Origin of the sequence: Fibrobacter sp. UWB16, assembly GCF_900215325.1 — a bacterium.
In the GTDB taxonomy this organism is placed as follows: domain Bacteria; phylum Fibrobacterota; class Fibrobacteria; order Fibrobacterales; family Fibrobacteraceae; genus Fibrobacter.
The window spans coordinates 462002-488197 of record NZ_OCMS01000002.1; the positions used below are offsets into that span (position 1 = coordinate 462002).

28 protein-coding genes are annotated in these 26196 nt (G+C 48.2%); 17 read left to right on the forward strand and 11 right to left on the reverse strand.

All coding sequences use genetic code 11. The annotated features are described in order from the left end of the window. The 3 genes from CRN95_RS07280 to CRN95_RS07290 are packed head-to-tail and all read right to left on the reverse strand — an operon-like array spanning window position 1 to window position 1956. Window positions 1-771 carry a lysoplasmalogenase family protein gene (locus CRN95_RS07280; protein WP_014547043.1) on the reverse strand — a complete coding sequence of 257 codons (771 nt, stop codon included), beginning with the start codon at window positions 769-771 and terminating at the stop codon, window positions 1-3. A 36-nt stretch (window positions 772-807) separates the two neighbouring features. After that, window positions 808-1710 carry a hypothetical protein gene (locus CRN95_RS07285; RefSeq protein ID WP_097020504.1) on the reverse strand — a complete coding sequence of 301 codons (903 nt, stop codon included), beginning with the start codon at window positions 1708-1710 and terminating at the stop codon, window positions 808-810. A gap of 3 nt (window positions 1711-1713) precedes the next feature. After that, window positions 1714-1956 (reverse strand): DUF1653 domain-containing protein, encoded by a 243-nt coding sequence (locus CRN95_RS07290; protein ID WP_097020505.1) that lies wholly within the window; start codon window positions 1954-1956, stop codon window positions 1714-1716. Window positions 1957-2165: 209 nt separating this feature from the next. Here CRN95_RS07290 and CRN95_RS07295 point away from each other — a divergent pair, with 209 nt between their 5' ends. Continuing rightward, window positions 2166-3152: a guanosine polyphosphate pyrophosphohydrolase gene (locus CRN95_RS07295; RefSeq protein WP_088629453.1), complete on the forward strand. Its 987-nt coding sequence runs from the start codon at window positions 2166-2168 to the stop codon at window positions 3150-3152. A gap of 46 nt (window positions 3153-3198) precedes the next feature. Here CRN95_RS07295 and CRN95_RS07300 read toward each other — a convergent pair whose 3' ends face one another. The 6 genes from CRN95_RS07300 to CRN95_RS07325 form a co-directional block, all read right to left on the reverse strand. Continuing rightward, window positions 3199-5133, reverse strand: a complete 1935-nt coding sequence (locus tag CRN95_RS07300; protein ID WP_088659750.1) for a glycoside hydrolase family 44 protein — start codon at window positions 5131-5133, stop codon at window positions 3199-3201. Window positions 5134-5268: 135 nt separating this feature from the next. Further along, window positions 5269-5706, reverse strand: a complete 438-nt coding sequence (locus tag CRN95_RS07305) for a hypothetical protein (RefSeq protein ID WP_097020506.1) — start codon at window positions 5704-5706, stop codon at window positions 5269-5271. Between the two features lie 75 nt (window positions 5707-5781). Beyond that, on the reverse strand, window positions 5782-6228 hold the full coding sequence (locus CRN95_RS07310) for a GNAT family N-acetyltransferase (RefSeq protein WP_097020507.1): 447 nt from the start codon (window positions 6226-6228) through the stop codon (window positions 5782-5784). Between the two features lie 127 nt (window positions 6229-6355). Continuing rightward, window positions 6356-6910: a GNAT family N-acetyltransferase gene (locus tag CRN95_RS07315; RefSeq protein WP_097020508.1), complete on the reverse strand. Its 555-nt coding sequence runs from the start codon at window positions 6908-6910 to the stop codon at window positions 6356-6358. 6 nt (window positions 6911-6916) lie between these two features. Further along, complete coding sequence (locus CRN95_RS15015; RefSeq protein ID WP_235002931.1) at window positions 6917-7309, reverse strand: helix-turn-helix transcriptional regulator; 393 nt, start codon at window positions 7307-7309, stop codon at window positions 6917-6919. Continuing rightward, entirely contained in the window at window positions 7278-7460 is a 183-nt protein-coding gene (locus CRN95_RS07325; protein WP_200816188.1) for a hypothetical protein, read from the reverse strand. Before CRN95_RS07325 ends, CRN95_RS15015 begins: the two co-directional genes overlap by 32 nt. Before the next feature lie 217 nt (window positions 7461-7677). Here CRN95_RS07325 and CRN95_RS07330 point away from each other — a divergent pair, with 217 nt between their 5' ends. Continuing rightward, the gene (locus CRN95_RS07330; RefSeq protein WP_097020510.1) at window positions 7678-8604 is read left to right on the forward strand and encodes an MBL fold metallo-hydrolase; all 927 of its coding nucleotides are present in this window, start codon (window positions 7678-7680) and stop codon (window positions 8602-8604) included. 153 nt (window positions 8605-8757) lie between these two features. Then, window positions 8758-10332 carry a sialate O-acetylesterase gene (locus tag CRN95_RS07335; protein WP_097020511.1) on the forward strand — a complete coding sequence of 525 codons (1575 nt, stop codon included), beginning with the start codon at window positions 8758-8760 and terminating at the stop codon, window positions 10330-10332. Window positions 10333-10343: 11 nt separating this feature from the next. On the opposite strand, the gene CRN95_RS07340 is transcribed toward CRN95_RS07335, so the two are convergent. Both CRN95_RS07340 and CRN95_RS07345 read right to left on the reverse strand, forming a co-directional pair. Next, window positions 10344-11318, reverse strand: a complete 975-nt coding sequence (locus CRN95_RS07340) for a hypothetical protein (protein ID WP_097020512.1) — start codon at window positions 11316-11318, stop codon at window positions 10344-10346. 16 nt (window positions 11319-11334) lie between these two features. After that, window positions 11335-11790 carry a hypothetical protein gene (locus CRN95_RS07345; protein ID WP_139260759.1) on the reverse strand — a complete coding sequence of 152 codons (456 nt, stop codon included), beginning with the start codon at window positions 11788-11790 and terminating at the stop codon, window positions 11335-11337. 127 nt (window positions 11791-11917) lie between these two features. Here CRN95_RS07345 and thiL point away from each other — a divergent pair, with 127 nt between their 5' ends. The 14 genes from thiL to CRN95_RS07415 all read left to right on the forward strand — a co-directional run bounded on the left by thiL (window position 11918) and on the right by CRN95_RS07415 (window position 26192). Next, the gene (gene thiL, locus CRN95_RS07350) at window positions 11918-12841 is read left to right on the forward strand and encodes a thiamine-phosphate kinase (protein WP_235002932.1); all 924 of its coding nucleotides are present in this window, start codon (window positions 11918-11920) and stop codon (window positions 12839-12841) included. Beyond that, a complete protein-coding gene (locus CRN95_RS07355; RefSeq protein WP_235002933.1) occupies window positions 12838-14763 on the forward strand; it encodes a GspE/PulE family protein in 1926 nt (641 codons plus the stop codon). Before thiL ends, CRN95_RS07355 begins: the two co-directional genes overlap by 4 nt. Before the next feature lie 203 nt (window positions 14764-14966). After that, on the forward strand, window positions 14967-17534 hold the full coding sequence (locus tag CRN95_RS07360; protein ID WP_097020513.1) for an ATP-dependent helicase: 2568 nt from the start codon (window positions 14967-14969) through the stop codon (window positions 17532-17534). A 225-nt stretch (window positions 17535-17759) separates the two neighbouring features. Then, a complete protein-coding gene (locus CRN95_RS07365; RefSeq protein WP_159462292.1) occupies window positions 17760-18446 on the forward strand; it encodes a TonB family protein in 687 nt (228 codons plus the stop codon). A gap of 259 nt (window positions 18447-18705) precedes the next feature. After that, the gene (locus CRN95_RS07370; RefSeq protein WP_097020515.1) at window positions 18706-19695 is read left to right on the forward strand and encodes an Rpn family recombination-promoting nuclease/putative transposase; all 990 of its coding nucleotides are present in this window, start codon (window positions 18706-18708) and stop codon (window positions 19693-19695) included. A gap of 84 nt (window positions 19696-19779) precedes the next feature. After that, on the forward strand, window positions 19780-20061 hold the full coding sequence (gatC, locus tag CRN95_RS07375) for an Asp-tRNA(Asn)/Glu-tRNA(Gln) amidotransferase subunit GatC (protein ID WP_073422954.1): 282 nt from the start codon (window positions 19780-19782) through the stop codon (window positions 20059-20061). Window positions 20062-20067: 6 nt separating this feature from the next. After that, window positions 20068-20820, forward strand: coding sequence for a 3-deoxy-manno-octulosonate cytidylyltransferase (locus CRN95_RS07380; RefSeq protein ID WP_088629261.1), 753 nt, complete (start codon window positions 20068-20070; stop codon window positions 20818-20820). Next, window positions 20786-21280: a helix-hairpin-helix domain-containing protein gene (locus tag CRN95_RS07385; RefSeq protein WP_088629260.1), complete on the forward strand. Its 495-nt coding sequence runs from the start codon at window positions 20786-20788 to the stop codon at window positions 21278-21280. Before CRN95_RS07380 ends, CRN95_RS07385 begins: the two co-directional genes overlap by 35 nt. A gap of 33 nt (window positions 21281-21313) precedes the next feature. Further along, window positions 21314-22225, forward strand: coding sequence for a hypothetical protein (locus CRN95_RS07390; RefSeq protein WP_088629259.1), 912 nt, complete (start codon window positions 21314-21316; stop codon window positions 22223-22225). Continuing rightward, window positions 22222-23208, forward strand: a complete 987-nt coding sequence (locus tag CRN95_RS07395; protein WP_088629258.1) for a hypothetical protein — start codon at window positions 22222-22224, stop codon at window positions 23206-23208. The genes CRN95_RS07390 and CRN95_RS07395 overlap by 4 nt, the downstream gene beginning before the upstream one ends. Before the next feature lies 1 nt (window position 23209). Further along, window positions 23210-23752: a 16S rRNA (guanine(966)-N(2))-methyltransferase RsmD gene (rsmD, locus tag CRN95_RS07400; RefSeq protein ID WP_088629257.1), complete on the forward strand. Its 543-nt coding sequence runs from the start codon at window positions 23210-23212 to the stop codon at window positions 23750-23752. Between the two features lie 19 nt (window positions 23753-23771). Further along, window positions 23772-24353 carry a pantetheine-phosphate adenylyltransferase gene (coaD, locus tag CRN95_RS07405; RefSeq protein WP_176421735.1) on the forward strand — a complete coding sequence of 194 codons (582 nt, stop codon included), beginning with the start codon at window positions 23772-23774 and terminating at the stop codon, window positions 24351-24353. Further along, window positions 24340-25233, forward strand: a complete 894-nt coding sequence (locus CRN95_RS07410; protein ID WP_088629256.1) for a rhomboid family intramembrane serine protease — start codon at window positions 24340-24342, stop codon at window positions 25231-25233. The genes coaD and CRN95_RS07410 overlap by 14 nt, the downstream gene beginning before the upstream one ends. Beyond that, a complete protein-coding gene (locus CRN95_RS07415) occupies window positions 25233-26192 on the forward strand; it encodes an adenosine kinase (protein WP_088629255.1) in 960 nt (319 codons plus the stop codon). The genes CRN95_RS07410 and CRN95_RS07415 overlap by 1 nt, the downstream gene beginning before the upstream one ends. Window positions 26193-26196: the final 4 nt, after the last annotated feature.

The window sequence follows — 26196 nt, forward strand, 5'->3', positions numbered from 1 at the left end:
TTACTCTTTTCTTTTGTATCCGCTGAGCCCGAGTAAAATCAGGGCCGGCGTATAGAAGTACCATACAAAGTTGTTGGCGACAGTCGCTACAATTTCTTGAACGCTGTGGTCATCGCCGGTTGCAAGCGAAATGCCTACGCATGCATCGCAGCAGAAGAATAGAATCATGCCGCGTTTGATGTTGCGTGCGTTTTTAGCGGGGAAATATCCTTTGCTAGGAACCTTGCAGGCGACAACGAGTGAGCAAATGAGGAATGCTGCATAAGTTGCGATAATCGGGACTGTCGGTCCTTCGAAAATGCGGAACAGATGAAGCGCATTCGTGATGAACATGACCGTAAATGGAATGATCAAAATCCACGGAGAGCTTTTGTCTGTATCGCTTGTGCGTGTGTGACGGTAGATAAAAAGCGCCTGCACGACCATAAAGAAGCAAATGCCAAGCAACGTGTAATCGCTGCGGTGCTCCAGAACGTGTGCATAATTGTGCATGATTTTCAAACAGAAATCCGCGCACAAAGCCATAGCGAAACCCGCCTGCAAAAAGTTGCGGTCGCGCTTGCACAGGCAATTCCCGCCAATGAAAAATACGACAATCGTCATGATGGCGGTAACAGCGAACTTAGCGATGTTCTGGTAGTTGCTGCTTTCGACGAGGCACTGCTCGACAGCACCACAGTTGTAAAATACAAGCCAGTCTCTCACGAAGAATGTAATCATGAGAATTCCGACGATAATAATAAGCGAAGTTATAAGTGTTTTCTTGTTCATAACGTACAATATAAGTAAATTCAAAGATAATGAATATTATTTGTCTGAATTTATATCAATGTCGAGCATGTCTGCAACGCATGGAATGAATTCGTTTTTATATTGTTCATTGTTGCTGTATTCATAAACATGGTGGTTGGGCTTTTCCCTTATGTATTTGCTCATGTCCTTTGTGTTGCAAAGTGATTTGGGGTATTGTATGTCTTCTCGAACATGTTTACTTGTGTAGGAACAGGTCTTGTCTTTAGATTCAAATGTTACGGTTTCTGTAGCGACGTTGTCAGAATTGATTTCATATGATCCTGTTACTTTTACAGAAATCCCGTTGGCTTTAAATTTGGCTGTATTGCATCCTGATTTTAGAATTGAAACGTCGTCGACATCCATATCTAAATCGTATTGCAAAAATTCTTCAATCCAATAATCGTCAAAATCATCTCCGATGCAATATTTCTTGTTCTTTTCCCAAGAAAAAGCAAGACTGTTATGTGTGATTGTTAGAACGCGAAAAGCTTTTGATTTTTCACCTTTTCCTGGTTCGCATTCTAGGGTTCCGTTTTCGTAGTGACAATCGTCATCGTTTGGTACTTCTTTCCAAGTGCCATAGATGCCTTCTGCGTTATTGCTTGTTAAAACTAAAGGATCTCCTTCGTGTCGAACTTTTGCGATGGAGTTGATGTCTGTAGAACTATTTCCTGTGAAGATGAGTAATGTGTCATGGGTGAATTCGTAACCATAATTCTTTTTGTATACGTATTCATCCCAACGTGTGCTGTTTGAAGTTACATAGCAAAAATCATAAATGATTGAAAATAGCTGATTTGTTTCATCAAGTATGTATTTGGGCTTTGAACTCGCTGATGTTCCGTTATCTCCACAACTGGTGAGGGGAAAAATAATGGATGCAAATAAAGTGAATAATAAGATTGTATTTTTCATGAATTATTCTCCTAATTCAACTTCTTCAAAACGGTATTTTTGTTTGACGTCTGGATATTTTTCGTGATCGACTTCGCTTAAGAACATGGATTTCTCGCGAAGCCAAACTGTATTATCGCCGTAAAGTGCGCGGTAGATGACGTATTCATCTTCGGTTTCGGAATGTTTCGCTACTCCTTCAACAATGTAGTAGCGATTTTTGAAGTGCTTGTAAATGCCGTGAATTTTAAGTTCTCTTTTTTCCATAAATTTTTTCCTGAATATTAAAGAATGATTTTTTTCAATTTTTTGTAACTTATTACAATTTGTGAAACCTCTTTTACATCTTACGTAATATTTTTGAATTGCAAAAAAATATTTGTTTTGCAATTTACCTTATTTCGTGCGAATTCGCAAGAGCTTTTGTTATATTATGACATGTAAAGCGCAAGAAATCTTGCATCAGGAGGCGTAAGATGATTTCTTTGAATGACTATCTGTTTTCTGGAAACACTGTGTTGAAAATTTTGCACCAATATTCAAATGATCTCAGAAACAGCGCTAAGGAAACACATAATGGCATCGATCTTGCGCATTCAAATTTTCTGATTCAGATTATTGAATTGCTGGAACACAATGACTTCTTGACTTCGCAATCTCAACGAATAAAAGAATTCTACAAGTACATGACGAGGGAATATCCCTTCTTGGCGTTTACGTTCAAAGGGCGTATCAAATCTCTGATTCGCGCCGAAGAAAAATTTAATGGGTATATCCTTGAATTTGTTTATAACTATTACAAGAAAAATGGGGTGTTCCCATCTGAAGCCGAAATAAAAAGCACGCTGAATTTCCGCGACTTGATTGCTTACCGTATCGTTATTTCGATGCCATCTTGCCATATCAAAAAAGGTGAAGAACGGAGCGAAGTTGAACGGAAGTATCTTTACGAAATTGCGAACGTCATGCCCGAATTTTTGGAAGAACGTGGGTTTACTCCAGAAATTTCAAGACATAAGGATGGCGGTCATTGCGACTTGCTAAAAGATGCTGTTCAGCCTTATTACCATGACTCGGTGGCGACTCCGCGAAGCTCCGGTTACCAATCGTTGCATATAACGATGTATGATAATCTTGCACGTTGCTATACCGAAGTGCAACTTAGAACAAAAGATATGGATGACTTTGCTGAAATCGGTGATGCAAACCACTTCGGTTATGAAAAGACGCAAGAAACGCGACGCTCCAAGCATGACCAAATTCCAAGCGGCGAGTGCGTTTACTTTGATGATGCTTATGAGCGCCTGACGAAATTGCAGGAACTTGAGCTTTCAAAGCTGGACGTGAATATGTTTAAGGCCATCAACAATCAATTGATTAACGATGGTTGCGGACTTTTCAGAGGACGCCAAATTTTGCCGTTCGAACACCTATCAAGATTCCAGAACGACTTGATAGATTAGCGTTCTGGTATGATAGGCTTTCATTAGTTATTGCTATAGATAAATTCTACTTCACTGTTATTTTTTGCATTTGCGTTCCGCTTGCAGTTTCTATGCGCACAATGAAATTGCCTCTGCCGAGTACTTCGCTTGCAATGCGGATGTTTCCGCGGGCGATGGCGTGCATTCGCAGTACGCTTTGCCCGAGACTGTTGAACACGTTTATACGGCGCACTTTCCCTGAACCGTTGTCGATAAACCAGTTGCCGTTTTCATGGTGCAGCAGGTTCCCTGTGAGAGCGCTTCTCGTGGGGGCTATGGCGTCGATTTGTTTTGGCGTAGTTGTAGTGAGTAGCACCGCGGTGATGGATTTTGCAGGGAGCGTCATCTTGAATCTGTTTATGCTGTAGCCCGTCGCAGTGGTCGTTCCGCCCTGCGCATTTGCTTCAACTGCGTTCTCTTTCAAGGCGTTGCTTGTGTGCGAAACGAACGTTTCGCCTTGGAGATTTTGCAAGGTGAGTGTTTTGACTGTTCCGTCGGAGGCGAAGTTCGCAAGATCGAGGTTGATTTCTTGTGCGTCCTTTTCAGCGCGGTTCACGAAGATGACTGTGAGCGAATCGCCCTTGTTACTGATTGAACTGTAGGCGGATACCAGCGAATCATTACTTGAAGTCGACTGCACTCGGTTTGGATGACCGTAGCGGCTGAAAAGGTGCACTGTTTCGTACATACCGTCGCCCCAGGTCCACGGGGTGAAAATTTCGACACCGTTGTCCTGCATGGTGCCAAGGAATGACGCGTAAATGAGTGCTGTCACCATAGGATCAGAATCGTTCAGGTCGGTTTCGGTAATGCCGAGCGTAATGCCGTGATCCTTGCCGAAATATTTTTCGAGCCAGTCGTTGATACGCTTGAAGATGTACTCCTTGGTGATTTTATTGTCCCAGTTGCCACCGACCATCTTTATGCCGTTTGCGCCTGGATAGTTATAGGTCGTGTCAAACAAGACTCGATGCCAGTTCACGCGTGATTCGTAATCCTTTTCTGTCGGGTACCAGTGAATGTCGAAAACATCGAGTAGGCGAACACCAGATTTTTTCTGTTCTTCGGCAACTTTCATGATAAAGTATTCTAGCCAACAGTAGTTGCGGTCTTCGCCTTTAGGGCGGTCTTCCTTGTTGTACGAAGATACGGAACACCATTGCCATTCGTTTGCGGCAACAGGGCCGGTGAGCTTGATGTCTTTCCACTGGGCGCGCGCCTTCTTGGCAACGTCAATGTAACGCTCAACGAGAAAGTCTCCCGTGACGGGCAAATCCAGGTCGGAATGTGTACCGCGCCAAATTTCCATCTCGTTGTCCATGCTCCAATACTTGAAACGGCTCATATCAAACTTGAGTTCGTCTTTCCAATGCGGGATAATCGCTACCGTAGAATCGGCCGGCCATTCTATGTTGTAAAGCGATGGGTCGCCCGCTTTGATGAGCGTCTTTCCGTCTTCTGAGACTTCGCCGCCGCCCGCAAGGTCGAACGTTTGCGTTGCGTACGTGCCGTGTTCTTGTTTCCAGTTCCAGTCGGGAAAGTTGTAGTCAGTGCTACTAGCTGCATAGCCTGTGAGCTGGAAGGCGTACATCGCGTCGATCCCCGGCATGTTGTCGAGCACCTTTTGTGCGGTAATCGCCCAATCGTGCGAGTACACGTTGTTATACCAGTCGGGGTGAACTGTCATTTTGTGACGCCAATTGTAGCGCGTGGCGTTGTTGCCGTTGTTCGCTCGCAACATGTGGATGCCTGCTTCGAGCATCTGGTTGATGAAGGCAGACTCTTCTTCGGTCACCTCAGCGTCGCCATCGCTGATTTTGTCGATGTTTCGCCCGTAAAGGTACGGCGAAATTTTCTTGATGCCCGCATTTGCATCAACGGTAATGTCGATGGCCAATGTGGGGGAGACCGCAAATAGCGTGCCGAAAGCAGCCACTGTGAAAAAATTTGAATATCCCATAAACAACGCCTTTTAAATGGTCACTGCGGAACGGTTTTCCTGTAAATATATACTCAAATATAGTTTGGCAAAAATTAAATAAACGCCTGTGGACATTTGTGACTACAGGCGCATTTTTAGGGATGGGCGTTTTTTTTACGGAGATTCCGCCTTTTTAGGACTTTTGCGCCATTCCTTGAGCTTCTGCACGCCGTCAGTGGACCAGAGTGCCCAGGCAATCAGCACAGGCTGGAAGAACAGGCGGATAAAACGAGCCTGGTCAGTGTCAAGTCCGAATGCGTTGATGCCGTTCACGTACTGGCTGATGTTGCCCGGGAAAATAGCAACGTAGAACAGCGCAAGCAGTACGCCAACCGTACCCTTGTGCTTGTACAAGAATATCATGCTGAGGCCGAGAGCGATCTCGACAACCCCCGAGGCCAATACCACGAAATCCAGGAATCCCGGATTCTGCGGAAACCACGATGGGACCTGCGCCAGGAATTCCTGCCTAGCGATGGTCAAGTGACTGATACCTGCATAGGTCATAAATAACCCTAGCAGACCCCTACAAAACATTTTTAAGTATTTCATATTTTTAATATAGGATAAAAGGGGCGGAAAAGTCAAAAAATTTTTTTGCCACGAATGAGTGCTAAAAGGCTAACGTTAAACTGAAATTTCTATTTCAAACAGTTGGTTCGCAAGCCCGACCGTTGGTTCGAAATCAGCAATCTTCTTGAACCCGTATTTTTCGTATAGGCCGTGGTGCTCGCTTTTGAGATAAACTTTTTTGTAGCCGAGCCTTTGGGCGTAATCAAGCGCTGCGTCAATTAAGCTTTTGGATAGCCGCTCTCCCCGGAATTTTTCGCTAACGTAAACGAGGTTAATAAAGGGGCTGCAATTGAATTTCGGAGGAATGTTCCCGTTCTCCTCGAGAACGCAAAAGCCGACAACATCTTCACCGTGTACAGCAACGAAAACTTTTTCCCAGTCTAGGAAATCGTTCTTTGACATTCGCTCGGCTAAACGACGCCCCGGCAGCCATGGGCAATCATTCGCGAAAGCGCGGGTCTTTTCCCACCACGGATCATCTTTGTTAATCGCGATTATCATTGCTTGCCTCAGCTTTTAAAGAATCCCTATAGGACTTAACTAAACAAGATAAACCTATTTTAGGACAATATACCACTTTTTCAAAGGGATAGTTTTACCCCTGCTCATAAAGAGCCCTTATAAGTTTTTACGGGTACTTTGCTCCGGGGACGTTCTTCAGAATTTCTTTCCAGAAGTCGCGGAATTCCTTTTCGGTGACGGAGCCTCCAGCGGAAAGTAGCCGGTAGTGCTCGCCTTGCCAAACGTAATCGACGGGGGAGGCTTCAAAGCCATTGCGCTGGTAAAAGTCGCGACGACGATTCCTGCGTTCAAGTTCTTCGGCGTCCTTGGAATCTTCTTCGACTTCGATATCGACAACGATGCGTGTGTCGGGGTGTTGTTCGCGAATGACTTGCAGAATTTGTGAGCCGTACCCGCGGCTGCGCAGTTCTGGAACGACTGCGAAATAGACGATGTTCGTAATGCTCCCGTGCGTGATGGAGTTCGAGAATCCGCAGAACTTGGGAGCCGCGCCACTTTCGCCATCTTCCTTGCCGAAAAACGCCCAGAATTCACGCTTGATTTTATCGTCAAGCAAATGCTTGATCGGGATGCGCTCGTTCGCCGGGAACGCCGATTCGTACAGCGCCTTGACCTGCGGCAACCACGGAGATTTCTTTGTGACTTCAAAATACTGGAGCATTGTCGTTTACCAGAACAGGTTTTTGTAGCTAGTTCCGAGTGCATCGGCGAGGCGGTGAGCCATCTTGCGACCGATGGGCTCCTTTCCTCGTTCCATTGCGGATACTTGTTGTTTGGTGATTCCAGCCTTGTCTGCCAACTGTTGCTGGGTGTAGCCGAAGGTCGTTCGCAAAAGTTTTAAGCTTTCTGCAGGAGTGGACTTGGCTTCCGTTTCCTTGAACCAGTCGGTATCCATAATATTTATGGATTCTTCGTTATCATCGCACTTGATTTCCTCTACATTTGGAAAAGCGGACTTTAAAAATATGACGAGATAATCAGGAATGTTTTTCCCTTCAAAAGTAAAAACGGTCCCATTCTTAGCCTTGCTAGTAAGGCGCATTTTCACGGCTTCCAACATAGGTGACCTCCAGTTCAATTCCTTTAATCGTTTCAATCCAGCATGCCGCCCAGTCGTGTAAGTCTCTTACCAATTTGGCGAAGAGAACTTGCTCTTTTTGGGGCTTAAGCCTTACTGCTTTTAGAATTTTTGGTTTTGTTATTACATTCATAATGTATGAAAAATCTTTCCTTGTGTCAAGAATTTTTCTTTACATTGATAATGAAAAAGACTCCAAGTAAAAACTTGGAGTTTTAATCTACAATCGAAAAATATGAAAAAAGTGAAATCCCTAAATTTTGCAATCAGCCGTTTGCAAATCGCTTGATTTTGTCATCTATGGTTGTCTGTTGTTCACTTGAAAAGAATAGGAATGTATATTTATCCTTATGAAATTGCTTGAAAATAAATTTATTCCATTTGTCGCGGCGATTGCTTTTGCGATTGCAGGCTGCAGCGACTCGAAAAATTCCACGAAAGAATCTGCGGAACGTAAGTCTGCGGTAAATCTTGAAACTCCTGCGAAAGTGACGATGCCTTCTGCTGCGGTGAACACGCCTGAAGTCGAAGGAACGAAAACTGTTACGCTTGCGAACGGAGCTTCGGTCACTTGGATTCAGGACAACGAGGGCAAAAAGCTGATGCCTCGTGAACTTTTCAGCGATGCGAGCGACTCTCTTTACGAAAGTTTGAATATGCCTGCGGGCCTCCCAGCTTCTGTCAGCACGTTCTTGGTAAAAACGGATGGTAAGTACATCTTGTTTGATGCTGGTCTTGGAGCGTGGGGCGGACAACTGATGAAGCGGCTTTCTGCGTTAAACGTGGATCCGGATTCTATAGGACTCGTCTATTTGACTCATTTTCATGCGGACCACATTGCGGGCCTTGTGAAAAACGGCACCGCCGGGAAAATGGAGAAAGCCTTCAAAAATGCCGCAGTGTATGCAGGCAAGGTGGAATATGACGCTTGGATGAACGATATCCCGAAAAATGATTTGCAAAAGGATATCATGGCTCTTTATAAAGATAGTCTCCACTTGTTTGCTTTCGGTGATAGCCTTCCGCATGGTGTTCTTGCATTGGATGCCGTGGGGCATACGCCAGGCCATACCGCTTTCCAAATTTCAAACTTGCTCGTGATTGGCGACTTGATGCATGGCTATGCATTGCAAAAGATCCATCCCGAAATCAATTCCAATTACGACATGGACAAGGAAAAATCTGCCGCAAGCCGCAAACGCATTATGCAGTACGCACGCGAACATAAACTCCTGATGGCCGGAATGCACTTGCCACCTCCCGGATTTGCGAAGTAATGGCTTTTTTTTGCGGAAAATTGGCTACTAGAACAGGTTCTTGTAGCTAGTTCCGAGTGCATAGACAAAGTGTCTATAAAATTTTTAGGGGAGGGCGCGCGCTTAGCCACTTTTCTGTATAATTTATAATTGTTGTTTAACCCAAAGGGATATATGGGAATGTTTAATAAGCTTTCTGGTTTTGCGTCCGCGGCGTGTGTTGCTGCGGGCTTTGTGCTGTTTGGTGCGGTTCCTTCCGAGGCTGCTCCGGACCCGAATTTCCACATTTACATTGCGTACGGGCAGTCCAATATGGGCGGCACGGCTGATGCTCAGAGCGCAGATAAGGTCGAAAATTCACGCTTCAAAATTTTCGCAACGCAAAAATGCTCGGGCAAGGGGCGCAACACGCTCGGCGATGTTTACCCGGCAGTGCCTTCGCTCTTTAACTGCGGCAACACGATTTCTGTGGCGGACTGGTTTGGTCGCACAATGGCTGACAGCATGCCCGACGTGACGATTGGGATTATCCCGGTCGCGGTGGGTGGCGCGAGCATCAAGCTCTTTGACCAGGACCAGTACAAAACTTATCTCTCGACGGCAGAAACCTGGCTCCAGAACTACGCCAAGGAATACGCAAGCGATGGCAATGTGACGAAGACGATTATCGACATCGCGAAAAAGGCGCAAGAAAAGGGCGTTATCAAAGGCTTCATTTTTCATCAGGGCGAAACTGACGGTGGCTATTCCGACTGGCCGAAAATTGTGAAAAAGACCCGCGATGATATTCTCAAGGCGCTCGACATGAGTTCCGATACGGTGCCGTTTGTGGCGGGCGAACTCCTCCGCGAAGGCTGCTGCTATTCTGACCGCGTGTCGAAACTTCCGAATTCCATGGACAATACTTATTATGCCTCTTCCGAAAATTTGAAGGGCAATGGCGTGGACCGCTACCACTTCAATCACGATGCCTACGTGGAATTCGGCAAGCGCTATGCGGCGCAGATGCTCAAGGCAGTGAACCGCAAGCCTGTAGAACCAGTTCCGCAGAAGCCGTTTGGCAAGGTAGAAGGCGATAGCGTTGTCGCTGGCGAAGCCGCCAAGATTCCAGGCAAGATCGAAGCTGAAAACTACGACATCAATGGCGTCGGTACGGGCAATTTCTCGTACTCGGATAAAGATTCCGAAAACAGGGGTGGCGAGTATCGCAAGGATGGCGTGGATATTTATAAGGGCGGTGACAATTACGCCATTGGTTACACGCAAGAAGGCGAATGGCTAGAATACACCGTGAATGTGGAGCGTGATGGAAAGTTCTACGTCTCTGCGAATGTGGCTTCTGGAACAGAATCGTCTAGCTTTAGCTTGCTTTTGGATGATAAGGAAATTGTACCCTCCACGAAGGTTCCAAAAACGGGCGATGAGTGGGACGTCTATGAAAGACTGGAATTAGGTCAGGTGGAATTCACTAAGGGCGAGCATGTGCTGAAGCTTTTGATTACAGGCAATTACGTGAACATCGACTGGATTGAAGTTGAGGATCGCTCGCTTGCCATTCGTCCGAAATTCGAGGCTTCATCGGGCGCGCAAACCTACGATGTATTCGATATGCTCGGAGCGCATGTTGGCCGTATCGAGGCTACAACCTCTCAAGATGTTTCGCAGAAAGTCCGCGCTCTCGTAAAACAAAAAGGCTCGTATCTCGTGAAGTCCCGTAACAGCTCTGCGACAATACGTGTGATGAAGTAATTTTTGCGATTCTAAAGAACTGCTTTTCTAAAGACCCGGGCGACCTCGTCCGGGTTATCGCTTTTCAGCCAACTTAATGTTTCCGTGCCACGGTAGCTCCAGGCAAAAATGTTCTTGATGCCTGCAGCACGGCTTTCAGCGACGGCGATAGCGAGGTCGTTTTCTCGGCCCGCTTCAATCTGGTAGGCCTTGACCCACATCTGTACGGACTTCCCGTAGTGGGCCGCAACTTCTACGAGCTTGTTTGCTGTCTCGCGGTATTTTTCGCGGACCCATTCTTCACTTGCTCCGCGCTCCCAGTACGGATCGCTTGCGATTTCATCGACGGCCTCAAGGCGCGCGACACGACCCCAGTCGTCGAGCCCCGCCGGGAACCACGGCGGGAGCATGCAAACGCAGTTGCGTTTGCCGCGCGCTTTAACATCTTGAGTCATCTCGTCTAAGAAATCAATGAGGCTTTCTTCGCGGAAATGCTTTACGTCATCTGTAAACTCGGCGGGCATCTCGTAGCCGAACTTTGTACGGAACTTTGCGCGGCATTTTTCGCAGCGGCAGCTCCAGTTGCTAAGCCCGCCCTTCTCGAAGTAAAAGTGCGGTTCGTCCCAGAAAATCGTAGAGACGTTTGTATCGCAGACCGTTGCAATCCACTTGTGCATGTACGCGCGGAACTCTGGATGATTTGGGCAGGCGGCAACCTTTGGCTTTCCGTCTATGGCGACTTGGCACATGTCGTGATTCCTTGCTGTGAGTTCCGAATAAGCTTCACCGCCAAACACGCGGCCGACGCCCCATGGATTCACGTAAACGGAAAGTCCCATCGCGGCAGAATCGTTCACGATCTGCTTCATGGTGTCATAATAGTATTGCAGGTCTTCTTCGCTCCAAGTATGGAGGATTGCGTTGTATCCTGCTTCCTTTATGTGTACAAGGTCCATGTGTGCGAGCTTCGGAGAGCGCACACCAAAGTAGCTGACGCCTTTAATCACGGTAAAAAACCTCTGTTTAAAATCCTCTGTAGCTCTTGTGCTGAGTCCACTTGGCCCATTGCGGGCAGCCGTTCTTGTGCAGCACGTTTTCGAGCGTTGCGCACCATTCGTCTTCGTTTATGGGGCGCCTGATCCAGAATGTTCCGTTGTCGCTTGAATCTTCGGGGAGAGGCATGTCGTCTGGAATGATTTCGATAATCCACGATTCGGGAATGCCGTTGTGGAGTTCCTTGCTGAAGGCCAGGTTCTTCTCGGTTGCATGGTCGGCATGGTCAAAGATGATGAGCGATGGCGACTGACCGATGATGAGTGCCGATTCCAAAAGGCTCTGGGCGCTTTCGATGGAATTGCAAGTATAGAGGGTGGAATCTTCCGCCATGTTACCATGTTCTAAAAGCCAGCGGAATGTCCACTGGTTCAGCTTGTCGAGGCTGCCTGGCGATGATGGCGTTATAAAAAATATGTGTCCCACGCCTAAAGTATAGAAAGTTTATTGTTAAATTATTGGCAGAAAAATTGAATTGTCCTTGAAAATTATGAAATTCCCAGACCTAGGCGAGTTTAGATTCGTCAGCAAAATTTTGGAAGGGGCTTATCCCTTGAAGAACGAGTCGCCGGTACACCGCAGCTGGCTCAATGCAGGGGATGACTGCGCCATCTTTGATGGCTGGCTTGCGACCAAGGACCTCTCGGTCGAGAACACGCACTTTCGCTTGGATTGGTCGAGTCCTGAACAGGCGGTCGAGAAGCACATTGTGTCCAACGTCTCGGATGTGTCTTCCATGGGCGGTCTGCCCAAGATTGCGTTGTTCGGACTTTGCGTGAACAAAAACTGGAGCGAAGAAACTCGAAACAGAATTGCAAAAGCGGTTGCGCAAGGCTTTGAGAGAAGAGGAATTACGCTGATTGGTGGAGATACGGTTGTAGGCGATGTCGGGATGTTTTCGACAACTCTCCTCGGCACGACCGATGGTAAAATTTCACTCCTCCGCAGTGCGGCAAAACCGGGGGACCATGTTTTTGTGGCGGGCACGCTCGGCAAATCTGATGCCGGACTTTGGATTTTGATGAACCACCCCGAAGAGGCTAAACGCTTCCCGCGGCTGGTGGAATACCACCTTGCACCCAAAATTTGCGAGGATGCGGGGGCTCAACTGGTGAAACAGGGGGTGCGTGGCGCCTGCATGGACATTAGCGATGGCCTTAGTTCCGAAGTAAACCACCTTGCGCTCTCGTCTGGCGTTTCTATCGAAATTGACGAGCAAAAACTGCCTATTGACCCCGATGTTTTGGAAATGTGCGAGTATTTTGGGCTTTCCCCCCTCCATTTTGCACTAAATGGTGGCGAAGAATACGAACTTCTGTTCACTTCTAATCTTACAAAAAGTATATATTTAGAAGGAGTGTCCCCAAATGGGACTGTCCACGATATCGGATTGGTATCTTGTGGTAGTGGTGTTTGTTTGAAAAGGCAAGATGGAGTTAAGGCGCTCCTGAATGCCCAGGCGTGGTCGCATCTATGAAAGATTCAAATAGTTTAGGGCAGTTGCTGGTTCGTGTTAACCTGATTAACGAAGACCAGTTGAAGTACGCCGAAGATGAAGTTAAGTATCAGGCTCAGTTGGGCAAGAAGGTGACTCTTGTCCAGATTCTTGTAAAGGCCGGTATGGTCAAGCAAGAACAGCTGACGGATATTCTTGGTGTCCAGATGCAGAGTGTCACCAAGAAACGTATTGGTGAAATGCTTTTGGACCAGGGCTTCATTACCCAGGACCAGTTGAACGAAGCTCTTGAAAAGCAGAAAACGTCGGGCGGTAAGCGCTTAGGGCGCGTGCTCGTCGATCTTAAGTTTATTGACGAAAAGAAACTTACGGATATTCTCTGCTGCCAGTTCGAAGTGCCTTTTGTAAAGCTTGATGCCATCAAGCTTGATGAAAAAGTTTACGAGTACATTACTGAAGAACAGTGCAAAGCGCACAAGATTGTTCCGCTGTATGTGACGAAGGATTCTCGCCAGGCCCTTGTGGTTGCCATGGCGGACCCGACAAATGTGCGCCTCAGGGACTCTATCAAGTTTAAGGTCAAGAAAAACGTCGATGTGGTCATGGCGTCTGAACAGGACATCAAGAAGACTATCGACATCCTCTTTGCAGGCCATGGTCCCGCCGAAGAATCCCTTGCAGAACTTATCGGTTCTTCTAACGACGATGAACTTGAAACTGTCGAACGCGGAAGTGGCAATAGCGATGAACCGGAATTGACCGACGAAGAAGGCCGCCAGGTCGTGAAGATTGTGACGACCTTGATCCATGAAGCTATTGCCCGTCATGCATCCGATATTCACCTTGAACCGCAAGAGACCTTCCTCAAGTTGCGCTACCGTATTGACGGTGACTTGCAGGTGATGTCTCCGATTCCGGCACGACTCATGCCGCAGATCCTTTCGCGTATCAAGCTCTTGTCCAAGATGGACATCGCAGAAAAGCGTAAGCCGTTGGACGGCCGTTTCACGGTGCGTTACAAGGGATCCGAAGTTGACCTTCGTGTGAGCTCGTTCCCGATTTCTTTGCGTAAGCGCGGCGTCTGCGAAAAGATCGTTATGCGTATTTTGGACCCGAATTCGGGTCAGTTCCCGCTTAAGGAAATGGGCTTTGACGCCCGCGTGCTCAAGCAGTTTATCGATGCGATTAATGCCCCGAACGGCATTGTGCTCGTTACTGGTCCGACGGGTTCCGGTAAGTCTACCACGCTTTACGCTTCTATTCGAGAAATTTTGGATTCCACGATCAACATCTCGACGATGGAAGACCCGGTGGAATTGAATATTGACGGCGTGAACCAGGGCCAGATTAACAATGCCGCAGGCTTTACCTTTGCGGCGGGCATTCGTGCCTTGCTCCGTCAGGACCCGGACGTGATCATGATCGGTGAAATGCGTGACCAAGAAACCTCGACAATGGCTATCGAAGCTGCTTTGACGGGTCACTTGGTCTTCAGTACGCTCCATACGAACGACGCTGCCGGTGCATTCCCTCGTTTGCTCGAAATGGGACTGGAACCGTTCCTTGTGTCTACTGCAATTAAGGGAGTCTTGGCCCAGCGACTTGTGCGCCGCATTTGCAAGAACTGCAAGGAACCGGTCGAAATCTCGCAGGAACTTCGCGATGAACTCCACCTCTCGCCGGACATGCAGTTCTATCATGGCCGCGGTTGTGAAAAGTGCGATGGTTCGGGCTTCAAGGGCCGTTGCGGTATTTACGAGTTCCTCGTGCCGAACGAAGCTGTGCGTAATCTCGTGATCAAGCGCGCTTCCGGTGACGAAATCAAGCGCGAGGCCATCAAGTCTTGCGAAATGATTACGCTCCGTATGGATGGCATCAACAAGGCTCTCCAGGGTCTGACGACTTTGGAACAGGCCATTGGCGCTTCCACCGCCGACGAATAATAGACGCTTGTCGCCCCGAACAGTCATCCCGGACTCCGTTCCGGGATCGCCTTTATCGTGTCATCCCCGCCTTTTTATCTTGTCATCCCCGCCTCCGAGCGGGGATCTCCTATTTTTGTAAGAGTCTAAACTAATAACCAATGACCATTGACCAATGGCCAAATTACTATATTGCACATCTGTATATCGACTAGGAGTGCTAGATGGACGATTTTGTAGAATGCAATGTTGTTGATGATAGTGTTTTAGATAAAGAGTTGAACCCGGAACAGGCCGCTGCCGCGAAGAAAATCAACGGTCCGATGTTGATTTTGGCCGGTGCAGGTTCTGGAAAGACGCGTTGCATTACTTACAAGATTGCTCACTTGGTTTCGTACCACAAGATTGATTCCAATCGCGTGCTGGCAGTGACTTTTACGAACAAGGCCGCCCGCGAAATGAAGGACCGTATCCAGAAGCTTTTGAATTGCCGTAAGCCGTTCACGTGGATGGGAACGTTCCACTCTGTTTGTCTTAAGCTTTTGAAACTCTGCTTGGCCAAGGAGTCCGTGATCAAGGCGCTTGGCGGCAAGTGGTTTGATGCAAACTTCTCCATTTACGATGATGATGACCAGAAGCGCATCCTCAAGGAAATCTTGAAGGACGATCTTGGCGACGATTATGACGTGAATGAATTGAAGAAGGTTCATAGCGCTATTTCTCGTTTCAAGAATACGGTCTTGTACAAGAACGACAAGGCGGTTTTGCAGACGCCGGATGTGGCTGCTTTGAACGCTGAATTTGCTGATGAAGAACGCAAGGCTCGTTATTACGCCGCTTACCAGAAAAAGCTTGCGGAATCGAACGCGATGGACTTCGACGACTTGCTGTTCAATACGGTTCGCATGTTGCAGATGGTGCCGAATTTGGCGGAACAGCTGAGACAGCGTTTCCAGTACGTTGTCGTGGACGAATACCAGGATACGAACGACGTTCAGTATGAACTTTTGAAGTTGCTCATCAACAAGGATACGAAAAACGTAACGGTGGTGGGCGATGACGACCAGAGTATTTACGGCTGGCGTGGCGCAAACATCAAGATTATCCGTAACTTTCACCGCGATTTTGCTCCGGTGACGATTGTAAAGCTCGAACGCAATTACCGCTCAACAGCAAACATTGTGAAAGGCGCTGGTTCCGTGATTGCGCATAACGTCCGCCCTGCCGAAATGCAGAAAAACGTGTTCTCCAAGGAGGAAGCGGGCGAGCTTATTCACGTGCGCTATTTTGAAGATGACCGTGCCGAAGCTTCGAACATTGCAAAGACTGTGGCGCAGGCGGGCCCTGATTTTTATGCCAAGACTGCAATTTTCTACCGCACGAACGCGCAGTCCCGCGTACTTGAAAAGGCGCTCAACGATTTGCGCATTCCGTCGGTGATTTTTGGCGGTACAAGATTCTGGGACCGCAAGGAAATCAAGGATGTGCTTGCTTACTTGCGCGTGCTCGCCAACGAAAAAGACGATGCAGCCTACTTGCGCGTGATTAACACTCCGCCGCGTGCCATCGGCAAGACGACAGTCGAAGGCGTACTCGCCAAGGTGAAAGCGGGCGAGGGGTCGTTCTGGGACAATTTATTGGCCGAGGCGAACGGCACGGGGCGCGGCGCTCCGAAGCTCAAGGTGTTTACGGACCTTGTGACGAACTGGAAGAACATGATGGCTTCTGGTGAGTATCCGCTTCCGATTCTTGCTGAACATATCATCAACGATACGGGCTATAAGGACTTCTTGCGCAAGGAAGACGAAGTCACGGCTGATGAACGCATTGCGAACTTGGACGAAATGATTAACGCTATCCGTGAATTTGACGAAGAACATCCGGGCGCAACTCTCGATGCTTTCTTGCAGGATATTTCGCTTTTGACGGATGGCGACAAGAAAGTCGATACATCGAAGGGCCTCGTGACGCTCATGACGATTCACATGGCGAAGGGCTTGGAATTCAATACGGTTCATCTGGCGGGTTGCGATGATGAAATCTTCCCGCTCGTGCGTGGAACTTCTATGCTCTCGATGGCAGAAATCAACGAGCAGATGGAAGAAGAACGCCGCCTGTTCTATGTGGGCTGCACCCGTGCTGAAAAGAAACTTTATCTGTACCATGCGGAACGCAGGTTCTTCCAGGGGAACATCCGTCCGTTTGCGCCGTCGCGCTTTCTTAAGGAATTGGATCCGTCCGTTGTCGACTTTACGCCGTGCTTGAATACGCGTCCGTCTGTTCCTGATTTTGTCGGCAATACGCGCTCCAAGCCGTCATACGGTTCGTACGGCTCGTCGAACTATGGCTCTCGTCCGTCTTATGGCAATTCGGGCTCGGGCAATTCCTATGGAAATTCTTATGGCAATCGCTCGTTTGGCGGAAATTCGTATGGCGGAGGTTCTCGTGGCGGTTATGGGAACGGTTCCGGCAACTCGTACGGTGGCGGTTCTTACGGCTCGTATGGCTCTCGTCCGGCGCCTGTGCCACAATCCATCAAGAAGAACGATAAGCATATTGTCTACCGCAATCCGGTGAAGGTTGTGAAGGCGCCTGCTCCGTCTGGTCCGACAATCGAGTACGATAATCCGTACCACGAGGGCGCACGCGTTCGCCATTCTAGGTATGGAACGGGCGTGATTATGAAGGCTTACGGCAGTGGCGACAATGCTCGCGTCGATGTGCGCTTCGACCGCGAGAACATGAACCGCACCATCATCCTCAAATACGCCACATTGGAAGTGATTGGGTGATTGATGTGTGAGGTCGCTTTGCTATGAGGCTTGAGGATCATTTAAACATGTGTGCTGTCTAACCTTGCATGTCATGCCCCGCTCCGACGGGGCATCTCCTTTCTACAGTCTTACATGTAAATTTTCATAAAAACGCTTGACGTTGTTTTTGCGATTTTGTAAATGATATTCAGTGGTCATAAAGCTTGTAATACAGAATGTATGGTGAGTATGAAAATTTGTAAAATGGACAAGTTTATCATTGCGATTGTCATCGCATGTGTTGCTTTTATACTTTCTGGTTGCAAAGAAGAAAAAAGAGTGACTGAGTCTAGCCATTTGACTGCAACGAAGGAATTGGCTACATCTCAAAAAAATGAAAAACCTATTTGTTGTTTCAAGGAAGATTATAATGTTGTAGAATCTAATGATAATGTTGCACATCAAAGGAACTTAAAAAATGATAGTTCCTCTGCAGGTCTAGATAGTAGTTGGTATCGTCGTGGTAAGCCGATACCTGGCTTATGTATTTCTGTTGGGGAGACTTGTTTCCAATCTCCAGATGATCCTCATACAAGAATTAAATATAAGGGAACCATTAAGTTACCTTTTATAAGTGATATTGATTTCAAGTATGAAAAGAAGGCTTCTCGTTCTGCTTCGGATATTGTGAAAATTATTCGTCAACGGAAATCGGGACTTCACTTTACTTATTACAAACATCTGAGAAAAAATCCTGGAATTAAAGGTAAAATTACCTTAAAATTCACAATTGCTCCAAAAGGTGAAATTTCTGATATTTCCATCGTTTCCTCTACAACTCAAAATCGCAATTTTGATGCGGAAATACTAGAAAAAGTAAGCCATTGGAGGTTTAACTCAACAAAATACGGCAAAACAACTGTCACAATCCCGTTGACCTTTACTGAATGAATATTGCTTGCAAACGGTTGTTTGTAGAACAACCTGCTACTCGGTCATGTCAACTCAAGCAAGCTTGGTTGCCGCGGCACTCGTGCAAACGTTTGTTTGCAAAATGAATGTCAACCAGCCCTCCCCCTTGTTTTTCTTGAACGTGTTTGTTAGATTATGGTCGACGGTTCTGATGAACTGAATTTATTTATCGTTATCTATATCCTTTCTTATATCATTGCTTTTATGAACTTGTCTCTAAAAAAGAGAAAGGATTTTTATGGAAGAAAAACAGACGGCAAAAAAGCCTCACGATGCTTTTTTCCGTTGGCTGTTTGCAGATTCAAATCACCTCAGGTTGTTGCTTGAACTTGCGGGAAAAGTAAATGTTGACGTGGCGGATTTTCTTGCTGCGGTAAAATTGGACACTTTAGTTCGCATTCCGGACTCGTATTCCGAAGTGTACGAAACAGGCGATGCGGATTTGGCTTTCCGCGTGAACGTCGCTACGGGAGCGCCCGTATTTGTGGGAATTCTCGTGGAACACAAGTCCGGCCGTGATGCCGACACGTTCAATCAGCTTGCTCGCTACGTGCGCTCCGTGATGAAACGCTTCGATGAAGGTCGCCTGTTTGATGGACTCCCGACGATGGCTATCATATTCTATAACGGGCGCGAAAATTGGAACCCGCTGGAACTGCTCGAAAAGGACTATCCCAAGTATTTTCATGGCATGGTGTTGCCGTTCCGCTGTGCGTTCGTGAACATGTCGGACATTCCGGATAGCGACTGCCTAGCTTGCGAAAATGTCGCAACAGGCCTCGGAATCGCGGCGATGGCGCATGCTTACGACAAGGATGCCTTCCTTGAAGTGTTCCGTCAATTCAAGCCGAGATTGCGAAAAATGCCAGACAAGGAGTGCTCTTGTTTGCTCGAAAAAATAAGTCTATATTTAGCAGAGTATCTCGGTAAAGAAGTTATGAAGGAGTTGAACATGGCTTTCAAGAGCATTGGACAAAAGTACGGATTCGTCAGTGCCGGCGATTCATTCCGTCAGGAGATTGCTGATGCGCGCACTGAAGAACAAGCCAAAGCGCAAAAGCTGATAGATGAAGAACGTCAAAAAGCCGAGAACGCTAAAGCAGAATTGGTGCAGAATCGTGACGACACTGAAACTGTTTTGCGTGAAATGGGAATATCCGATGAACAAATTGCTGAAATGCAAGCCAAATTAGATGTTCTTCGTCAAAGTCGACAATCTCATGGATAACTTACTTTGGGTATACCGAGGAACAAATCTTAGCGGAGTAGAAAAAATTTTCTATCTTGCATCCTGTAAAAAAAGAGGTTTTTTATGCTTGAACGTGAAGAAGTTTTGAAGCTCGCGAAGTTGTCTCGCTTGAGCATTGCAGAAGAAGATATTCCGGCAATCAAGGGTCACTTGGACAAGATGCTCGACCATCTCGAAGCATTGAAGGCTTTGGACCTTTCTAACGTGGAACCGATGACCGCTGTCGAAAACGGCGCTACCATCCTCCGCGAAGACGTGCCGGTCCAGGGCTTTACGCTCGAACAGGCTTTTGCAAACGCTCCGGCCGTCGAAAACGACCACTTCGCCATCCCGAAGGTGATGTAGTTCGCCTTGAACAAGGTCAGTTGCATCGTTCCGGCCCGCATGGGCTCTTCCAGATTCCCGGGGAAACCTCTCCTGAAGCTCAACGGCAAGGAGATGATTGTCCGTACCATGGAACGAGCGCTCCTTGCGGATTGCTTTGACCGCATTGTCTGTGCGACGGATAGCGCTGAAATCGAAACGGTGGTCAAGGCGGCAGGCTTTGACTGCGTGATGACTGGCGAATGTGCAACTGGTTCTGACCGCGTGGCGGAGGCCGCCAAAAAGCTTGGCCTCGACCTGGTCGTGAATCTTCAGGGCGACGAGCCTCTCGTTGAACCTTCCGTGCTCCGCGATGTCGCGAAAGACCTCTCGGAACACTCCGACTGCTGGGTGACGGTCGCATGCCCGTTGAACCCCGCAGAAGCTGAACTCAAGACCGTCGTGAAAGTGCTCGTGCGCGACGGTGTGGCTGTTGACTTTACAAGGTCCGTGCCGCCTGCAGAAGCGAACCGCTGGTTCCAGCACCAGGGCATTTACGCATACTCCCGCGAAGCCCGCGACGAGTTTGCATCGCTTCCGCAGAACAAAATTGAGCAGGAACGCTCGCTGGAGCAAATGCGAATCTTAGGGCGCCGCCCGATCCGCATTGTCCAGAGCGTGTACCCGAGCATCTCTGTGGATGTCCCGTCGGACGCGACCCACGTCGAGAATATTTTATTAGATCGTTTGCTATATCCTTCTCTAGATGAACCTTTCAGAAAAGGCAATGAACGCTTCTGAAAAAAGAATTCTCAAACTCGCAATAATCCTCTTTACTATTGGCTTAACCGTCCGCTACCTCCCGTGGGGACTCCCGTCTATTGAGACATTCGAAGTCGGTGACGCTATTATTGTCGCCAATGCGCCTCCGGGTGCGTTTTCTGATGCAGTCCCGGTTGCAGATGCTAGTACAGTCCAGACTTACGATACCGACAAAGTAATACCAATTGCTGATCCCGGCCCGAAATCGACCGAGCATCACCGTAAGGCGAAGAAAAAAGTCACGCTCCCGCTCCATATTAATACTGCGAGTGCAGACGACTTGTGCGCGCTAAAAGGGGTGGGGCCCAAGCTTGCCGAAAAAATTATTGAGCAAAGAACCGCGTCTGGGCCGTTCAAAGGGCCTGCGGACCTCAAAAAAGTGCATGGAATTGGAAAGAAAAAGCTTGAAAACATGTTACAATCGATAATTTTTGATTAGTTTTAGGATATAAAACTTTACATAAGCATATTTATGAGCGAAACGAAGTTATACCTAGGTATTGAAGTTGGCGACACTTCTATGAAGGTTGCCCTTGTAGACGCTTCAGCAAAGAAGGTTGTCAAGGCTGCTGTCCTCCCGTCGGAGAGCAACCCTATTTACGATATTTTCCTTTTTGAAAGCATGCTCCAGCAGTGGGTGGATGAAAACGAGATCAAGGATGTTGTGGCGACTTCGGTCACGATGCCTGCGACGATGTCGATTATCCGCAAGGTCTATGTGCCACAAGAAGCTGTCGCTAACAAGGCGCAGTATTTGAAGTGGTACATGGAACTGTTTACTAATGCCGATGTGAGCGCCTATATCGTGGACTCCAAGACGCTAAGTGGTGACGATTCCCTGGGTTATAACGAATTGATCATGGCTGTCCGCAAGGAATGGGTCGAAGCTCTGCGCAAGGGTTTCCGTTCCCGAATGCTTGCTCCAAAGTCTTTGGAAGTCGATGTGCTTTCGCTCATGAACGTGATGGATGTTGGCGAAAAGATCAAGGATGCCGTTTGCGTGGTGAAGGCTGACTTTGCCGGTGTGACACTTGCCTGGATGCGTCGTGACGAGCTCCTTGCATTGCGTTGCGTTTCGACTCTTTCGATGGTCGGCAAGACCGAAGATACGGCTTATCCGATTCTTGCAAACGAGATTGTAGAACAGATGAAACTGGTCCAGACGGAAAATGCCATTAGTGGTGTAACTGACGTGCGTCTGTGTGGTGAGATGGCTTCGAACGAACAGTTCGTGAATACTCTCACGAGCAAACTGGGTGATTACCAGGTGTCGCTTATGTCTGGCTTGTCTCAGCTCCCGTGTGACGAAAGCGTGAACCCCGTCGACATGATTTGCTGTATTGGTGCTGTTGGCGCTGCTCTCAATCAGATGGAGGGTGTATGATTCACATGAACCTTATTGCGGTGGCGGAAAGAAATTCCTCCATCGGTAGTGTCTCGCAGCATGTGCATGTGACGAACGTTGCGGACGTGGAACGCCGTTATAAGAGAAAGTATTTGACGGTTGCTGTTGCTGCGTTGTTTGCTGTTGTCGCTTTTAGTTGCTACTTGAGCGTCTGGGGTGTTCCCTCTGCGTTGGATGGCGTTTTCCCGGATTCCTACCTCAACTTGATCGGGGCGAAGGGCGGTTCTGTGGCCAAGACGGCCGCTGCCGGTCCGACCGCCGAAGAGATTGCAAAACAGCAGGAAGCCGTGGCGAAGGCTCGTGCGGCAATGTCTGTCAGGGATATTGTTGGCGAGATTAAGCCCGAGGTCTTGTTTAATAACAAACGAACGAGCTACAATAGTTACTTGCCGCTCGAAAAGCTTTCGTACCAGAAGACTTCCTTGGCTCAGTTCCTGTCGTTCCTCAATACAGCTGTACCGGATGATATCGGTTTTTCGGAATGCGTGTTCCAGGCCCCGAACTACTATTATCTCCGTGGTATTGCGATGAAGGCTTCTTCGCAGCATACGCTTATGGATAGGCTCAAGGCTGTAAGTAAACAGCTCCAGACGCCGATTGCCTCTGAAGCGGCGACCGAAGTGGCTGCATTTGGCCAGTTCTCTGTGCCGCAGGTGCGCCTTGATGCCGTGCGCGGTTTTGTTCCGGCTGCGGAAGTTGCAGCAGAAGTCAAGGCTCTTAAATCGCTTGCGGCTTCGAACAAGGTGCAGCTGAAGGGTACTGAAAAGCCTGTCGTCGAAGATTTTGGCGTGTACAAGCGCTATACGTACAACGTTACGACAACGTCGGACTTTGCTGAATTGCTGAACTTCTTGAACGCCTTTGCAAATTCACCAATCCGCATGGGTGTGCCGAAGACCGATCTTAGATTTGCAAAGAAGTTCCTCGTCACGTCTCTGCGTGTCGAAATGCTTGTCCGCTAATATGCCGATTCGTATTACTGGCGGTTCTTTGCGGGGGCGCAATATCGAGTCCCCGGATACCATGAAAACACGTCCGACAGCTTCCCGCACGAGGGAAGCTCTCTTTAACATTTTGCAGGGCGTCGACGGATTCCGCATGTTGGACCTTTTTGCCGGCAGTGGCATTATGGGCCTTGAGGCGCTGAGCCGTGGGGCTGCAAGCGTTACTGCTGTGGAACTTGCACGCCCGCAGGCGAAGATGATTGAACGCTCGTACAAGTCGGTTGGCATGGATTCCAGGCTTAAGCTTTTGGAAACGAGCGTACTCACGCTGAAAAAGGAAATTGTCTGTGCCGAAGGCGGTTTTGACTTGATTTATGCAGATCCGCCGTTCAAGGACATGGAATACCCGGACTTGCGCCCGTTTATCGAGTGGTTGAACCCGGGCGGCGTGGCTGTTTTTGAAGCTCCGAGCCGCAAGTTGCCCGAATGGGCTGAAGGTGACGATTTTCAGGGGCAAGTTCGCCGCTATGGCGAGTCATCGCTGATTATTTTCAGGGCGTGATTTTTGTAAATTATACCACATGGTGTGGAATTCTAAAGCAAAGAAAAAAATGGCTATGGAGGATGGTTGTGGACGCCGTGTTGCGGTGTTTGCAGGCTCCTTTGACCCGTTTACTGTTGGACACTTTGACCTTGTAAAACGTGCCGCAGGCATTTTTGATTCCTTGATTGTGCTTGTCGCCCAGAACGCAAACAAGAAAAACTTGTTTGACGCCGAAACGCGCAAGGCGATGATTGAGGTTGCTGTTTCTGAATTCCCGAATGTTTCTGTCGATGTTTATGGCGGATTGACGGTCGATTTTATGAAGTCTGTCGGGGCGCATTATCTGTTGCGCGGGATCCGCAATTCGGCTGACTTGGATGCAGAACAGGCGGTCGCCTGGAACAACAAGGTCATCTACGGTGATGGCGATGTCGAGACGGTGCTTTTGCTCAGTGCGCAGGAACATCTTGTGGTGAGTAGCTCCCTTGTGCGAGAACTCCTCGAGTGCGGTGCCGGAAAGAGCCCAGCCGAGCAGAAACGCCTTATCTCTAATTATGTGCCGAAGAACATGGTATCCATGCTTTTAAAAGAGTTTAGGAAAAAATATGAAGCCATTTAAATATTTACCCAAGGCCTTGCAGACGCTTTTAATTGCGAATGCGGCTGTATTTATTATCGCATTCCTGGGACGCGGACTTGAAATCAACCTGGGCGCCGGTTACGGAAGCCTTACGGATTACATCAGCTATTATGGCGCATTTATGCCGAGAGTCCCGCTTGAACTGTGGCGCTACGTGACGTACATGTTCATCCACTTTGACTTTATGCATTTCTTCTTCAATATGCTGATGCTCTGGATGTTCGGTTCCGAAGTGGCAGAATGGATGGGGTCGCGTCATTTTATCTCGATGTACTTTTTCTGCGGAATCTTTGCGGCGCTGTTCAGCTTCTTCATGTGCTTGCTCGGGCTTACGAACAATCCGATTATCGGTGCGTCTGGCGCCTTGATGGGTGTCTTTGTCGCTTACTACAAGTTCTTCCCGGATCGTGTCATCCTCATGTTCTTTGTCATCCCGATGCGAATCAAGAACGCCATGTGGGTGATGATTGCGCTTGATATTCTCTTTGCAAATTCGGGGGACATGATTGCACACTTTGCCCACTTGGGCGGTGTCGTGGCCGGGTTCCTTTACATGGCGGTTTTCCAGAACGGTCCGAAGGTGCTTTATCATTCTCCGCTTTCGGCTATTTTCCGTTTGTTCTCCCGGAATCCAGAAAAGTATGATCAAGGAAATTCGGGAACGCGCTCTTATCGGAGTGACCGTGTAGAAGAACCGGAAGTTCTCGAAGGTGAAGTGTTCTACGTAGATGAACAGAAACGCATGGACGAAATCCTCAAGAAGGTGGAACGCAGTGGTATCCAGTCCTTGAGCGAATCGGAACGTGAATTTTTATTAAAAGCGGGTGACCGTTTGCGTCGCCGTCGCGGAGGATTCTAATGAAGAAAGTTCTTGGTATGGGCGCTGCCCTTGTCGATATTTTGGCTAACGTGAGTGATGAATGGATTCAAGCTCAGGGTGTACAGAAGGGTGGCATGAACATGGTCGACTGGCCGCAGATGGAAAAGTTCCTTGGCGCTCTCGACAATCCGATTCGCGTGCCGGGTGGCTCGACTTGCAATACCATGGTGGGTCTTTCTCGCTTGCACGGCAAGGCTGCCTTTATTTCGAAGATTGGCGATGACGAACTTGGCAAGCTTTTCCAGGAACACTTGAAGAATAACGGTGTGGAATCGAAGCTCGGGATGAGCGATGTCGCTACGGGCTGCGTGTTCTCTGCCGTGACTCCGGATGCCCAGCGCTCCATGTGGACTTATCTTGGCGCTTCGGACTTCCTCGGTTCGGATGACTTTACTCCGGCTCTCTATGACGATGTGGGACTCCTTTACGCTGAAGGCTACCGTGCTTTTAATGGCGAATGCTTCAAGAAGTCGTTTACGCTCGCTCGTAGCCTCGGTGTCGAAACCGCTCTCGACTTTAGCTCGTTCGGTGTGGTCGAAGCTTGCCGCAAGCTGTTCGATGAACTCTTCGAAGAAAAGATGATTGATATTATCATCGCTAACGAAGATGAAGCTTTTGCTTATGCAGGTGTCAAGGAAGAAGCTGCTCTCGAAGTCTTGGCGAAGAAGGCTAAGGTCGCGGTCGTGAAGATTGGCAAGCGCGGTGCCTTGATCGCTAAGGATGGCGTGGTAACTCGCGTGTCTGCGGGTGCTGCAAAGGCTATCGATACGACGGGTGCTGGTGACCTCTGGGCATCGGGTTTCCTCTACGGTTACATGAACGGCTGGGATATGGAACGCTCGGGCAAGCTCGGTAGCATTGTCTCGAACGAAGTTGTTCAGGTGATGGGCGCCCAGATTCCGGAAGAAGGCTGGCAGCGCATTTACGCCCAGATGTAATTGA

Bases quoted from the DNA above. Each gene is read 5' to 3' on its own strand.
- CRN95_RS07285 (WP_097020504.1), bottom strand. From the start codon at position 1,710: ATGAAAAATACAATCTTATTATTCACTTTATTTGCATCCATTATTTTT.
- CRN95_RS07305 (WP_097020506.1), bottom strand. From the start codon at position 5,706: ATGAAATACTTAAAAATGTTTTGTAGGGGTCTGCTAGGGTTATTTATG.
- CRN95_RS07295 (WP_088629453.1), top strand. From the start codon at position 2,166: ATGATTTCTTTGAATGACTATCTGTTTTCTGGAAACACTGTGTTGAAA.
- CRN95_RS07335 (WP_097020511.1), top strand. From the start codon at position 8,758: ATGGGAATGTTTAATAAGCTTTCTGGTTTTGCGTCCGCGGCGTGTGTT.
- CRN95_RS15015 (WP_235002931.1), bottom strand. From the start codon at position 7,309: ATGTTGGAAGCCGTGAAAATGCGCCTTACTAGCAAGGCTAAGAATGGG.
- CRN95_RS07390 (WP_088629259.1), top strand. From the start codon at position 21,314: ATGAGCGAAACGAAGTTATACCTAGGTATTGAAGTTGGCGACACTTCT.
- CRN95_RS07280 (WP_014547043.1), bottom strand. From the start codon at position 771: ATGAACAAGAAAACACTTATAACTTCGCTTATTATTATCGTCGGAATT.
- CRN95_RS07300 (WP_088659750.1), bottom strand. From the start codon at position 5,133: ATGGGATATTCAAATTTTTTCACAGTGGCTGCTTTCGGCACGCTATTT.
- CRN95_RS07315 (WP_097020508.1), bottom strand. From the start codon at position 6,910: ATGCTCCAGTATTTTGAAGTCACAAAGAAATCTCCGTGGTTGCCGCAG.
- CRN95_RS07360 (WP_097020513.1), top strand. From the start codon at position 14,967: ATGGACGATTTTGTAGAATGCAATGTTGTTGATGATAGTGTTTTAGAT.
- CRN95_RS07395 (WP_088629258.1), top strand. From the start codon at position 22,222: ATGATTCACATGAACCTTATTGCGGTGGCGGAAAGAAATTCCTCCATC.
- CRN95_RS07370 (WP_097020515.1), top strand. From the start codon at position 18,706: ATGGAAGAAAAACAGACGGCAAAAAAGCCTCACGATGCTTTTTTCCGT.
- CRN95_RS07325 (WP_200816188.1), bottom strand. From the start codon at position 7,460: ATGAATGTAATAACAAAACCAAAAATTCTAAAAGCAGTAAGGCTTAAG.
- CRN95_RS07330 (WP_097020510.1), top strand. From the start codon at position 7,678: ATGAAATTGCTTGAAAATAAATTTATTCCATTTGTCGCGGCGATTGCT.
- rsmD (WP_088629257.1), top strand. From the start codon at position 23,210: ATGCCGATTCGTATTACTGGCGGTTCTTTGCGGGGGCGCAATATCGAG.
- CRN95_RS07415 (WP_088629255.1), top strand. From the start codon at position 25,233: ATGAAGAAAGTTCTTGGTATGGGCGCTGCCCTTGTCGATATTTTGGCT.
- CRN95_RS07310 (WP_097020507.1), bottom strand. From the start codon at position 6,228: ATGATAATCGCGATTAACAAAGATGATCCGTGGTGGGAAAAGACCCGC.
- CRN95_RS07365 (WP_159462292.1), top strand. From the start codon at position 17,760: ATGGACAAGTTTATCATTGCGATTGTCATCGCATGTGTTGCTTTTATA.
- CRN95_RS07385 (WP_088629260.1), top strand. From the start codon at position 20,786: ATGAACCTTTCAGAAAAGGCAATGAACGCTTCTGAAAAAAGAATTCTC.
- CRN95_RS07410 (WP_088629256.1), top strand. From the start codon at position 24,340: ATGAAGCCATTTAAATATTTACCCAAGGCCTTGCAGACGCTTTTAATT.
- CRN95_RS07290 (WP_097020505.1), bottom strand. From the start codon at position 1,956: ATGGAAAAAAGAGAACTTAAAATTCACGGCATTTACAAGCACTTCAAA.
- gatC (WP_073422954.1), top strand. From the start codon at position 19,780: ATGCTTGAACGTGAAGAAGTTTTGAAGCTCGCGAAGTTGTCTCGCTTG.
- CRN95_RS07355 (WP_235002933.1), top strand. From the start codon at position 12,838: ATGAAAGATTCAAATAGTTTAGGGCAGTTGCTGGTTCGTGTTAACCTG.
- coaD (WP_176421735.1), top strand. From the start codon at position 23,772: ATGGTGTGGAATTCTAAAGCAAAGAAAAAAATGGCTATGGAGGATGGT.